This window comes from Streptomyces sp. NBC_00659 (assembly GCF_036226925.1).
Lineage (GTDB): Bacteria > Actinomycetota > Actinomycetes > Streptomycetales > Streptomycetaceae > Streptomyces.
Map to the genome: position 1 here is coordinate 4,391,908 of NZ_CP109031.1, position 12,425 is coordinate 4,404,332.

The following is a 12,425-nucleotide window of genomic DNA, read 5'->3' on the forward strand; positions in this document are numbered from 1 at the left end:
CAAGGCCGTCCGGCGTGAACGACGGCCGCCGTCCGGAGACCCTTCCGTGCCCGGTACGGCGGCCGTCACAGAGCTTTTGCCCCGCTCACGTGGTGCGGGCGGTCCCGGTGCCCTTCTCCGCGTCCAGCGCGTACACACAGCGGTCCTTGCTGCACGCGTACACGACGCCGTCCTTGACCACGGGCGCCCCGGTGATCTCGCCGCCGGTGGCCAGCTTCCAGCGCAGGCGCCCGTCGTCGGCCTTCAGGGTGTACAGCAGGTGGTCCGTGGAGCCGAAGTGAATTCGGCCCTCGGCCACCGCGGGGGCGCCCACCAGGTCGCCACCGGCCTGGAAGCGCCACTTCGGGGTGCCGGTGACGGCGTCCAGCGTGTACAGGCCCTTGCCGCTGCCCACATGGACGTGTCCGGCCGCCACCAGGACCGGCTCGGTGGAGGCGCGGGACTCGGTGGCGATGCGCCAGCGGTCGCGGCCGTCGGTCGCGTCCAGGGCGTACACCGTGCCGAGGTAGTCGGCGAGGTAGACACCGCCGCCCGTCACCGCGGGGCCCGGGGCGAAGGTGGGCGGGGACAGGAAGACGGCCGGGGCCTCGAAGTGCCAGCGGACGTGACCGCTGGCCGTGTCCACGGCGAGGACGCGGGTGCCGGCGGAGATGTAGACGTAGCCGTCCGGCGCGTGGGTCATACGGACCGGTACGCCGCCGCAGGAGGCCGCGTCGCCGATCGGGTACGACCAGCGCTCCTCGCCCGTACGGGCCTCCAGGGCGCGCAGCCGCGCGTCCTTCCAGACGTACACCGTGCCGTCGTGGATCGACGGACCGGCCTCCGGGGACTCGAAGTCAGTCTGGGCGCCGCTGATCTCCCAGAGCTTCTGGCCGTTCGCCGCCTCCCAGGCCTGGACGCCGCCGCCGCGCGTGCCGGTGACGACCGTTCCGCGGTCGGCCTGGAGGGAGTAGACCCAGGCGTCCGTGGACAGGCGCCACAGGTCCGCGCCCTCCCTGGCTTCGAGCGCGTACAGCGTCGGGCCGTCGGACGCGTGGATGCGGCCGTCCGCCACCGCCATGGACCACGCCACGTCGCGGGTCTTGAAACGGCGCCGGCCGGTCGCCACGTCGAGGGCGTGGACTTCGAAGGAGGTGACGTAGACGAGGTCGTCGGCGACCGAGGGCGTGCCCCAGACGTCGTTCGACATCCGGAAGCGCCAGGGGCGCCAGCCGGCCGGAGCGTCGGGCGCCGGGGGCGCGACCGCGGGCACCGGCGCCGGTTCGGCGCCGTTCAGGCCGATGCGCGGCCGGGACCAGGACGCCGCGAGCCCGGCTTCCGGAGGCGGCGCCTTCACGGCCGCCGCGCGGGCGTCGAGCACCCGGGGACCGGGACCGATGGGCACCGGGGCGCCGGCGAGGCGCACCGGGCCGGTGTCGGGCGCCCCCACGGGCACCGGGGCGTGCGACGGAGGCGCAGGCACCGTGGCGCGTCCCCCGCCGCTGCGTCCGCTTCCCCCGGCCGGCTGCTTGACCGGCGGACGGCCGCCGCGCCGGGTCTCGATCAGGCCCACCGCGCGCTCGGGCAGCCACGCCGACGCCGTACCGCTGTCGTCGGAGCCGGAGCCGAAGAGGTGGGGTGCGAGCTGGGCCTGGAGGTCGGCGGGGTTGGGGCGGGCCGTGGCGTCCATCTGCATGCAGGAATCGATGAGCGGGCGCAGCTCGTCGGGAAGGCCTTCGAGGTCCGGGCCCTCGCGGAGCAGCATGAAGACCGTCTCGACGGGGTTGGCGCCGTGGAAGGGGGCGTGTCCGGTGGCCGCGAAGACGAGCATCGAGCCGAGCGAGAAGACGTCGCTCGCGCCGGTGACGCTGCGCGAGTCCTTCGCCTGCTCGGGCGACATGTAGGCGGGGGTGCCGACCGCGACGTTGGTCATGGTCAGACGGGTGTTCGAGACGCCGGACGCGATGCCGAAGTCGATCACGCGCGGCCCGTCCTCGACCACGAGGACGTTCGAGGGCTTCAGGTCACGGTGGACGAGTCCGGCGCCGTGGATCGACTGGAGCGCCTCCGCGACACCCGCCGCCAGCCAGCGCACGGCCTGGGCCGGGAGCGGCCCGCACTCATTCACTATCTCTTCGAGCGAGGGCGCGGGCACGTAGGCGGTGGCCAGCCACGGCACGGCGGCACGGGCGTCGGCGTCGACCACGGCCGCCGTGTAGAAGCCCGACACGGCGCGGGCCGCCTCGACCTCGCGCGAGAAGCGGACCCGGAACAACTGGTCCTCCGCGAGCTCGGTCCTGACCGTCTTGATCGCCACGCGCCGGCCGGAGGCCGAGCGCGCGAGATAGACCAGCCCCATGCCGCCGGCACCCAGCCGTCCCAGCACCTCGAACGGCCCGATCCGGCGCGGATCGTGCTGCGTCAGCTGATCCACCACTTGCCTGCCACCTCCCCGTACGGGTCGCGTCATCCACGTATGAACGCGGCCCAGTGCAGCGTCTCACCACCGCACCGCCATGGCGGCACGCACCCTGATTCTTCCTGGCCGAGCCGCCGGTTGCGAACCCGGGGCCGGATCGGGGTGTCTCGTGACAAAACAACCGCCCCGGAAGAAGTACGGCCGCCAGGGCGCCACTGTTCAGGGCCGAAATGCGCCCCTCACCCCAGAAGTACCCCGCCCCGGCCCCCGGAAGTGCCGTCCCTCACGTCGAAATGCCGTGCCCCTGACCGCAGAAGCGTTTCGGCCTGATCCGTCGGAGCATCCCCCGATGTCTTTGAACGGTGAAGCACCCTCACCGCCGGTACGACATCACCGCTGGTCGGGGAACCCTCACCGTTCGAGCACGGCGAACGACGCCCCTTGATTATCCGTGACGACGGCCACGCGCCCGTACGACGTGTCGAAGGGTGTCACCTGGACACGGCCGCCGAGCCTGTTCACCGTCCCGAGTGTCTCCTCGCAGTCCTCGACTCCGAAGTGGACGAGGAAATGGGGCGGCATCTCGGCCGGAAAGACGCCCGTCACGGGAACGCGGCCGAAATCGGGGGTGGCGTCGGGCCCGAACAGCGCGTCGTGGAACAAGGTGCCGTAGAAACGGTCGACCGTCGCGGTGTCGCGCGCGTACAGCTCGGCCCAGCAGAACGTGCGGGGCTCGTGCCGCTTGGCGAAACCGGGGTGGGTGCCGGGCTGCCAGAGGCCGAGCACGGCGCCCTCCGCGTCGGTGGCGAGGGCGGCCGTGCCCAGCTCGCCCGACAGGCCCACCGCCGTGGGCACGGAGATGATCCGGCCGCCGGCCGCCACGATCCGCCGGGTGAGCGCCTCGACATCCGGCGTCGCGAAGTACACCGTCCACACGGTGGGCATGCGCCCGTCCAGTTTGGGCGTGAGCGCGGCGACCGGCTCACCGTCCAGCTCCGCCCAGCCCTCCGGACCGGACTCCTCGGGGAACGTCCAGCCGAAGAGCTCGCCGTAGAAGCGCTTGCCCGCCTCCACGTCGGGAAGCTGTGCGTCGACCCAGCAGGGCACACCCTCGGAGAACCCGGCGACAACGGCTGATTCGGCCATGCGGCCAAGTTAACGGCCCTGCCGGTATCCCGCAGAGCGTGCGCACCTGCTCCGGTGACGTCCCGTCCCTGCTCAGGGGCCCCGCGCGGGGCCCGCGGGCCGTGCGTCGAGCGAGCCCGGAAAACGCTCACGGGCTCCGGCGAACTCCTCGATGAACGTCCCCCGAGCCCCCGCCGAACCCCCGCGGTGTACGGCCGCACCCCATTTGCAGTCGGCCGAATCGCGCTCCGATCACCCCTCGGTAAGCTGACGGCATGACAGGACAAGTGCGTACCGTCGACGGCCGCGTGGCCGGACGACGTGGGCAGGCGACCCGGCAGAAGCTGCTCGACTGCCTCAGCGAGATGCTCAGCTCATCGCCCTACCGGGATGTCAAAGTCATTGACGTCGCCCGGAAGGCGGGCACTTCACCGGCGACCTTCTACCAGTACTTCCCGGACGTCGAAGGCGCCGTCCTGGAGATCGCCGAGGAAATGGCCGCCGAGGGCGCCGCGTTGACCCGGTTGCTCGAAGGCCGTTCCTGGGTCGGCAAGGCCGGCTGGCAGACCGCCCAGGAACTCGTCGACGGCTTCCTGGAGTTCTGGCGGAAGAACGACGCGATCCTGCGTGTCGTCGATCTCGGCGCCGCCGAGGGCGACAAGCGGTTCTACAAGATCCGCATGAAGATCCTGAACTCCGTGAACAACTCCCTTACGGATTCGGTCACCGAACTCCAGGCCAAGGGGAAGGTCGACAAGGACGTGAACCCGGCCGCGATGGCCGGTTCCCTCGTCGCCATGCTCGCGGCGGTCGCCTCGCACCAGAAGGGGTTCCAGTCCTGGGGCGTCAAGCAGGCCGAACTCAAGCCGAACCTGGCGCTGTTGGTGTATCTGGGTGTGACCGGGAAGAAGCCGACGAAGTAGATCCCCGCGTCTGAACGCTCCAGCTCCTGTCATGCGGGCGGCAGTTCGTTCCGGAGAACATCCGGTGGGCTGCCGCCCGCTGCGCTGCACGGGCACCGCCGAGAACCCGGCCGGACCGCCCGTACATCCGCGCCTCCCGCTCAGCCCGGCCGTCCGGCCATCCGGAACGGAAGGCCCGTTCAGCCCGCCCCGGCCTCTCCCTTCCCCGCCTCGCCGGTCCCGGCCTCTCCCTTCCCCGCCTCGCCGTTGCCCGCCTCTCCCTTCCCGGAGTCGGTCGGCACCGCCCGGCGCACGATCCTGAAAAGCCGGATCTCCCGGTCCACCCGCGCCTGATAGGTGGCGTACGGCGGCCAGAACGCCAGCACCGTCGTCCAGACCGCGGCCCTCTCCTCGCCCGTGAGGAGCCGGGCGGTCACGGGGATGTCCTCGCCCTTCCAGTTGATGACGGCGTCGGGGCGGGCGAGCAGGTTCGCGGTCCAGGCGGGATGGCCCGTACGGCCGAAGTTGGACCCGATGAGGATCCAGCCGGACCCCGCCGCACCGGCCGCCGCACCCGAGGTGCACGTCTCCGGCATGCAGGCCAGCGGGGTACGGCGCTCCAGACCGCTCCTGGCGCCGCGCGCCGTCAGGACGACCCCGGGCAGCATCTGGGCGCTGAGCAGCACCTTCCCGCGGGTGAGCCGGTGCACGGCGCGGTCGAGGGCCGGGATGAGGTGTGGGGCCACCCTGGCGAACGTCCGGGTGGACGACACCCTCTGCACCAGCCGCACACCGGGCATCCTTCTCGCCCCGGTCCCCGCCCGGGCCCTCCCGCCGTCGCCGTCGCCCGTACCGCTCCCCGTACGCGAACGCCCGAACGCCGCCATCAGACCGTCACCTCTGCGCCGTCGAAGAGCCGCGCCGCGTCGGCCGCGTGCGCGCGCAGCCGGTGGACGGGGCCGAAGAGCAGCTCGTCGCCGGACGCGCGCTTGAAGTAGAGGTGGACGTCGTGCTCCCAGGTGAAGCCGATGCCTCCGTGCAGCTGGATGCCCTCGGAGGCGGCGGTGCGCAGCGCCTCCAGCGCCTGGGCCAGCGCGAGGGCGCCCACGCGTTCACCCCCCGTCCCGGTGGCCCAGGCCGCGTAGTACGCCGCCGAGCGGGCCGACTGCACGCCCACGTACACGTCCGCGAGCCGGTGCTTGACGGCCTGGAAGGAGCCGATCGCGCGCCCGAACTGCTCACGCCGGCCCACGTGTTCGACGGTGCGTTCCAGTACGCGGTCGGCGGCGCCCACGGCCTCCACGGCGAGGACGGCGGCGGCGGTGTCCCCGACGGCGGCCAGGGCCGCGGGTACGTCGGCCTGGTCGTCACCCAGCAACTCAGCTTCCACGTCACGCAGTTCGAGCCTGGCCTGCGGCCGGGTCGGGTCCAGGGAGGTCTGTCGTGCGCGTACCAGTCCGGCGGCGTCGTCCCGTACCAGAAACAGCAGCGTCCGCGACCGCGCGAACCCGCCGGTGTGCGCGGCCACCACCAGCAGCCCGGCGCTGTGCCCGTCGAGCACCTGCGCCGCCTGCCCGTAGAGCCGCCACACGCTGTCCGCCCGGCGCGCCTGGACGCCCCCGGCGCGGCCGCCGCCGGCCCAGTCGCCGCGGTTGTCGCCGGTCAGCGCGAGGGCGGTGGCCAGGCCCGTGCCGGGGACCGCGAGGGCGGCGGTCAGCGCGCCCGAGGCCAGCGACGGCAGCAGTGCGGCGCGCTGCGCCCCGGTGCCGAGGGCCAGGATCAGCGGGGCGGCGAGAACGGCGGTGGACAGCAGCGGCGAGGGGGCGAGAGCGCGTCCCGACTCCTCACAGGCCAGGGCGAGTTCGGTCATCGAGCAGCCGACACCGCCGTACGCCTCGGGGAGGGCGAGTCCGGGCAGCCCGAGCCGGCGCGCGAGGGTCTCCCAGAGTGCCGGGTCGTAGCCGGCGGGGGTCGGCTCGGCGGCCCGCAGCTCCCGCGGGCCGCACCGCTTCACCAGCAACTCCCGCAGCGTACGACGGATCTCCTCCTGCTCCGCGGTGAGACGGGTGTCCATGGGCGGGCTCCTCCCTCGTCGGGGGGCTGATCCGGGAAGTCCGGGAAGCTGATCTGACGGGCCGTCATGTTAGGGCGGAGGGTCCCAGATGCACAGGGGTGCGACGGCTCCCGGCGGGGCAGTTATCTGATGTACCGTCAGATTCATGACGCATGCCACCCTGGGCCGCAGCCGTCGAAAGGCCGCCGTCGTCGGCGTATCCCTGTCCGACTGCGGCCGCGTGGACGAGGCGACCCCGTACGCCCTGCACGCCCAGGCCGCGCGCCGCGCGCTGGCCGACTCCGGCCTGGACCGCTCGGTGATCGACGGTTTCGCGTCGGCGGGCCTCGGCACCCTCGCGCCCGTCGAAGTGGCCGAATACCTGGGGCTGCGGCCCACCTGGGTCGACTCGACCTCCGTCGGCGGCTCCACCTGGGAGGTCATGGCGGCCCACGCGGCCGACGCCATCGCGGCGGGCCACGCGAACGCCGTCCTGCTCGTCTACGGCTCCACCGCCCGCGCCGACATCAGGGCGGGCCGCCGCACCGGCAACCTGTCCTTCGGCGCCCGGGGCCCCCTGCAGTTCGAGACCCCGTACGGCCACACGCTCGTCGCCAAGTACGCGATGGCCGCGCGCCGCCACATGCACACGTACGGCACCACGCTCGAACAGCTCGCCTCGGTGGCCGTCCAGGCCCGCGCGAACGCGGCCCGCAACCCGGAGGCGATGTTCCGCGACCCGGTCACCGTCGACGACGTCCTGTCGGGGCCGATGATCGCGGACCCCTTCACCAAGCTGCACTGCTGCGTCCGTTCCGACGGCGGCGCGGCGGTCCTGCTGGTGGGCGAGGAGTACGTGCGCGACTGCCGTACGGCCCCGGTGTGGGTGCTCGGAACCGGCGAGCACGTCTCCCACACCACCATGTCCGAGTGGGCGGACTTCACCGTCTCCCCGGCGGCGGTGAGCGGCCGGCTCGCCTTCGAACGCGCCGGAGTCCGCCCGGCCGAGATCGACTTCGCCGAGATCTACGACGCCTTCACCTACATGACCCTCGTGACCCTGGAGGACCTCGGCTTCTGCGCCAAGGGCGAGGGCGGCGCCTTCGTGGACGCGGCGAAGGGGCGGCTGCTGGTGGGCGGGGAACTGCCGGTGAACACGGACGGGGGCGGACTGTCGGCCCAGCACCCGGGTATGCGCGGCCTGTTCCTGCTCGTGGAGGCCGTACGGCAGTTGCGCGGCGATCTCCCGGAGGAACGGCAGGTACGGCGCCCCGACGGCACTCCGCCCGAGCTGGCGGTGGCGTCCGGGACGGGAGGCTGGTTCTGCTCGTCGGGGACCGTTGTGCTGGGGCGGGGGTGAGGGGGTTGGGGTGCTGGGGCCCGAGACGCGGGGGCCCAGGGTGCGGGGCTCTGCCTGCGGGGTCGTGCCATGGGGCATCGGGCCGTGCCAGGCGATACTCGGAACCATGGAACCGGATCTTCATGAGCTGCTGAGATCGCTGCGGGTGTGGGACACCGAGCTGCCCGGCTTCGCCCCGGAGGGTGCTCCGGCGGACCCGCTGACCCTGTTCACCCGGTGGTTCGCGGAAGCCGTGGCGGCCGGGCAGGCCGAGCCGCACACGATGACGCTCGCGACGGCCGACGAGGACGGTCTGCCCGACGTCCGGACGGTGATGCTGCACGGCGCGGACGCCGACGGCTGGGCGTTCGCCTCGCACGTGACGAGCCGCAAGGGACGCCAGCTGGCCGCGCGGCCGTACGCCGCCCTCGGCTTCTACTGGCCCGCGCAGGGGCGCCAGATCCGGCTCCGCGGCCCGGTCACCGCCGCGTCCCCCGAGGAGAGCCAGGCGGACCTGCACGCCCGCTCCACGGGTGCGCTGGCCGCCGCTCTGGTGGGCCGGCAGAGCGAAGTCCTGCCCTCACGGAACGAGTTGGACCGGGCCTCGGACGCGGCCTGGGAGCGGGCCGAGAACGCCCCGCACTCCCCCGCCCCCACCTGGACGCTCTACCGCCTCCGTCCGGACGAGGCCGAGTTCTTCCAGGGTGACGCCCGCCGGCGCCACGCCCGGTTCGTCTACCGCCGCACGGAGACCGGCTGGGACACCGGACTGCTGTGGCCTTGACACCGCCGCTGACCACGGACACGGTCCCCGATCCCGCCGGGCGCACCCCGCCCCGGCACGCCCAGCCCGCCGACCCCGCATGCATGAGCCCGCATGCCCGGCCTACGCCTCGTACATGACCGCGTCCTGTCCATGTTCCCGGTCGGCTGCCCCTTTTCGGTGAGCACGGACCGTTCAAGGAGTGCCCCGTGGGCCCGGAGGGGCTTGAATGGCCGGATGACCGACGCCCATGTGCAGTTCTCCGTCCAGCCCGCCCCGGAACTGACCGGCCTCGGGCTGCTGCTCCGGCCCTGGGACCCGGAGTCCGACGCCGATGTGTCGGCGTATCTGCACGGGCTGACGGATCCCGAGTTCCAGCGCTGGAACACCCCGCTCAGGTTCGTCCGGGACATCGACACCGCCCGTGAGGCGCTGCGGACGCGCGTCGCGGCGGCGGCGGGCGGCACCGGGGTCTCCTTCTGCGTCACCGATGCCGGGACCGGCGAGACGCTGGGCCATATCGGCGTCAACGAGATCGACCACGTCATAAGCTGCGCCCGCGTCGGCTACTGGGTCCTCCCGGAATGCCGCGGCCGCCAGGTCGCCACCCGCGCCCTCACCCTCACGGCCCGCTACGCCTTCACCGACCTCGCGCTGCACCGCCTCGACCTGGGCCATGCCGTGGGCCACGAGGCGTCCTGCCGGGTCGCCGAACGCTGCGGATTCCGGCACGAGGGGACTCTGCGCGGGGCGATGTTCGAGGCCGGCCGCCATGACGCGTTCCGCGACCTGCACCTGCACGGACGCCTGGCGACGGATCCCGAGCCGGCGCCCGACCTGTCACCGTCACCCCCCGGCGCGTGACGCGGGCCGGAAAACGGGAATCCCCGCCCGGAAGGCCACCTCCAGTCCCATCCCGATCCGCAGCGCCGCTTCCTCGCACTCGACCACCTCGGTCATCATCCGGGGGCCCTCGGCCAGGTCGACGACGGCGGCGACGTACGGCACGCGCCCGCCGAACGGCGGCAGATCGTTGCGGTGGACGACGGACCAGGTGTAGAGCGTGGCGCGTCCGCCGGCGGGGCGCCAGTTCACGTCCTCGCTCCAGCAGTGCGGGCAGAACTCGCGGGGGTAGTGGTGAACGCGGTCGCAGGCCGCGCAGTGCCGGATCAGCAGCCGCCCCTCGGCCGCCGCGTCCCAGTACGGCCGGGTGAAGGCGTCGGCCTCGGGGACGTCGAACCCGCCACCGGAACCCGTCGCGCCCACCGGACCCGGCGCACCCACCGAGGCCCTCGCACCCCCGGAAGGCACCGGGCCCCCGCTCGCCGCGCCCCGGTCGGTTGCGCTCACCGGAAGAGTCCCAGGGCTTCGTCCAGGGACCATGTCTGCCAGGACATCCCGAACAGGCCGACGGCCGAGACCAGCGCCATCATCGCGTTCTGGCCCTGTTCCGCCCAGTCGTGGATCATGAGGGTGAAGTAGAGGACGTTGAGGAGCAGGCCCGCGACCAGCGCGACGGGAGTCAGCAGTCCGGCCACCAGGCCGAGACCGAGCGCCAGCTCCGCGTACACGACCACGTACGCCATCGTCCGGGGGCGCGGTGCGACGATCGTGTCGAAACCGGACCGCACGGCGTTCCACCGGTGCTTGGACGCGACGTCCGCCGCCCACGCGATACCGGTCCCGCGCTCGAACCAGCCCTTCTTGTCCTTGTGCCGCCAGCTCTCGAGCCACCACAGCCCGAGCCCGATACGGAGCACGGCCAGCCATTCCGCCCCGCCGAGCCAGATCGTGTCCATGGCCGAACCTCCCGCAGAGGCAACGTATCTGACGGTACGTCAGTTTCGACTCTCCGGGACGCCCGCACAAGAGGCCGGCACCCACGGGCGAGGAGTACGCGACCGGCCCGCCACCACCCGTCACCGTTCCACCCCCCCCTCAGGGGGCGCGCGGAGCCGATTTCGCGCTCCCACACAAGGCGTACGCCCCGGCGCTCACCTGCGACGACAGCACACTTTCTCCACACCCCCTCCCCATCGAAGTGACCTACGCCACCAGGCCCACCCACCCCTCCCACAGTCGTGACCACTTCGCAACCGATTCCCCTCTTGACCGAGACCTATCAAGCAAAGGCGTGATTACGCTCGCGCTATGGCCGACTCGACTGCTTCCACGACCTCCCGCACGGTGCCCTCCCACGAGGACCGCCCCGTGTACGTGATCGGAGGCGGCCCCGGGGGACTCGCGGCGGCGTACGCCCTGCGCGCCCGGGGCGTGCGAGCCGTCGTGCTGGAGAAGTCGGACCAGGTCGGCGCGTCCTGGCGGGGCCACTACGACCGGCTGCACCTGCACACCACCCGGCGCCTGTCCGCGCTGCCGGGGCTGTCGATGCCGCGCTCGTTCGGCCGCTGGGTGGCGCGCGACAACGTGGTGCGCTACCTGGAGAAGTACGCCGAGCACCACGGCCTGGAGATCGTCACGGGTGTCGAGGTCTCCCGCATCGAGCCCGCCCCGGGCGGCGACGGCTGGCTGCTGCACGCCACCGGCGGACGCGAACTGACCGGCAGCGCGGTGGTCGTCGCGACCGGCTACAACCACACCCCGCGCGTCCCCGACTGGCCCGGCCGCGACACGTACACCGGCGAGTTCCTGCACGCCGGCGAGTACCGCAATCCCGCCCCCTACGCGGGCCGCGACGTCCTCGTCGTCGGCATCGGCAACACCGGAGCCGAGATCGCCGTGGACCTGGTCGAGGGCGGCGCCTCGCGCGTCCGGCTGTCCGTTCGCACCAGGCCGCACATCGTGCGCCGTTCGACGGCGGGCTGGGCGGCGCAGTTCACGGGCATCGCCGTACGGCGGCTGCCGGTGCGCCTCGTGGACGCGCTGGCCGGGCCGATGGCGAAGCTGAGCGTGCCCGACCTGGCGTCCCGGGGCCTGCCCCGCCCCGACACCGGGCTCTACTCCCGCGTCAACGAGGGCTCCATCCCCGTCCAGGACGTCGGCCTCATCGACGCCGTCCGCAAGGGGAAGGTCGAGATCGTGGCCGCGGTGGAGGGGTTCGAGGACGACAAGGCCGTCCTCGCCGACGGAAGCCGGATCGACCCCGACGTGGTGATCGCCGCGACCGGATACACCCGAGCCCTGGAAGGCATGGTCGGACACCTTGACGTGCTCGACGGCCGCGGGCACCCGGTCGCACAGGGCGGCCACACCCCGAAGAACGCGCCCGGCCTGTACTTCACCGGCTTCACCAACCCCATCAGCGGCATGTTCCGCGAACTCGCCCTCGACGCGGAGAAGATCGCGAAGGCGGCAGCCCGCCACACCTCCACGACAGGGCCCGCCCCCCAGCCCACCCGCTGAGGCATCGCCGGTTTTTTCGCCCCCGCCGCCCCTACCCGTCCCGTACCTGGGGCTCCGCCCCAGACCCCGCTCCTCAAACGCCGGAGGGGCTGAGACTTCCCCGCCCAGGGCTGAAATTCCCCGCCCGGGGCTGAATCTTCGCCAGCCGGGGCTGAAACGTCCCCGGCCGGGGCTGAAATCCGGACCGGCCACCACAACGCACCCGCAGTCGGCCACACACGGAAGGGGCCGTGCCGGTACATCGATGCCCGTCGCCACCGACGCCCACGCCTCACCCAACGGCGACGGGCTGATGCACCGGCACGGCCCCGACCCACAACGCACCCGGCACCGCACCCGCAAACGCCGGCGCAGCGAACCGGTCGGGACCGCGGTAGGCCAGACCCCCCGCCGGGTATCTAACAGAAGCCCACCCCTGCACAACGGTTCCTGACACGGCGTCAGTTAAGTAATCTGACACTGCGTCAGTTAACCATTGACTG

The 12,425-nt window shown here is 72.6% G+C and carries 10 protein-coding genes and 1 pseudogene; 5 read left to right on the top strand and 6 right to left on the bottom strand.

All coding sequences use genetic code 11. The annotated features are described in order from the left end of the window. Window positions 1-85: 85 nt before the first annotated feature. Complete coding sequence (locus OG410_RS18945; RefSeq protein ID WP_329300274.1) at window positions 86-2,416, bottom strand: serine/threonine-protein kinase; 2,331 nt, start codon at window positions 2,414-2,416, stop codon at window positions 86-88. A 393-nt stretch (window positions 2,417-2,809) separates the two neighbouring features. Continuing rightward, on the bottom strand, window positions 2,810-3,544 hold the full coding sequence (locus tag OG410_RS18950; RefSeq protein ID WP_329300275.1) for a VOC family protein: 735 nt from the start codon (window positions 3,542-3,544) through the stop codon (window positions 2,810-2,812). Between the two features lie 254 nt (window positions 3,545-3,798). Here OG410_RS18950 and OG410_RS18955 point away from each other — a divergent pair, with 254 nt between their 5' ends. Beyond that, window positions 3,799-4,446, top strand: coding sequence for a TetR family transcriptional regulator (locus tag OG410_RS18955; RefSeq protein WP_326787161.1), 648 nt, complete (start codon window positions 3,799-3,801; stop codon window positions 4,444-4,446). A 284-nt stretch (window positions 4,447-4,730) separates the two neighbouring features. Here the strand turns inward: OG410_RS18955 and OG410_RS18960 are convergent. Together OG410_RS18960 and OG410_RS18965 are read right to left on the bottom strand one after the other, a co-directional pair. Next, window positions 4,731-5,225, bottom strand: a pseudogene (locus OG410_RS18960) (nitroreductase family deazaflavin-dependent oxidoreductase); the annotation flags it as partial. Window positions 5,226-5,311: 86 nt separating this feature from the next. Continuing rightward, entirely contained in the window at window positions 5,312-6,499 is a 1,188-nt protein-coding gene (locus tag OG410_RS18965; RefSeq protein WP_329300276.1) for an acyl-CoA dehydrogenase family protein, read from the bottom strand. 145 nt (window positions 6,500-6,644) lie between these two features. Between OG410_RS18965 and OG410_RS18970 the strand changes: the two genes are divergently transcribed. The 3 genes from OG410_RS18970 to OG410_RS18980 all read left to right on the top strand — a co-directional run bounded on the left by OG410_RS18970 (window position 6,645) and on the right by OG410_RS18980 (window position 9,444). Next, window positions 6,645-7,838 carry a thiolase C-terminal domain-containing protein gene (locus OG410_RS18970; RefSeq protein ID WP_329300277.1) on the top strand — a complete coding sequence of 398 codons (1,194 nt, stop codon included), beginning with the start codon at window positions 6,645-6,647 and terminating at the stop codon, window positions 7,836-7,838. Between the two features lie 106 nt (window positions 7,839-7,944). After that, window positions 7,945-8,601, top strand: coding sequence for a pyridoxine/pyridoxamine 5'-phosphate oxidase (locus OG410_RS18975; protein WP_329300278.1), 657 nt, complete (start codon window positions 7,945-7,947; stop codon window positions 8,599-8,601). Window positions 8,602-8,817: 216 nt separating this feature from the next. Continuing rightward, window positions 8,818-9,444 (top strand): GNAT family N-acetyltransferase, encoded by a 627-nt coding sequence (locus OG410_RS18980; RefSeq protein WP_329300279.1) that lies wholly within the window; start codon window positions 8,818-8,820, stop codon window positions 9,442-9,444. Here the strand turns inward: OG410_RS18980 and OG410_RS18985 are convergent. After that, window positions 9,427-9,864 carry a Zn-ribbon domain-containing OB-fold protein gene (locus OG410_RS18985; protein WP_329300280.1) on the bottom strand — a complete coding sequence of 146 codons (438 nt, stop codon included), beginning with the start codon at window positions 9,862-9,864 and terminating at the stop codon, window positions 9,427-9,429. The two genes, OG410_RS18980 and OG410_RS18985, sit on opposite strands and share 18 nt — an antisense overlap. A gap of 62 nt (window positions 9,865-9,926) precedes the next feature. Continuing rightward, on the bottom strand, window positions 9,927-10,379 hold the full coding sequence (locus OG410_RS18990; RefSeq protein ID WP_329300281.1) for a DoxX family protein: 453 nt from the start codon (window positions 10,377-10,379) through the stop codon (window positions 9,927-9,929). A 352-nt stretch (window positions 10,380-10,731) separates the two neighbouring features. Between OG410_RS18990 and OG410_RS18995 the strand changes: the two genes are divergently transcribed. Next, window positions 10,732-11,943: a flavin-containing monooxygenase gene (locus OG410_RS18995; protein ID WP_329300282.1), complete on the top strand. Its 1,212-nt coding sequence runs from the start codon at window positions 10,732-10,734 to the stop codon at window positions 11,941-11,943. Window positions 11,944-12,425 lie beyond the last annotated feature (482 nt).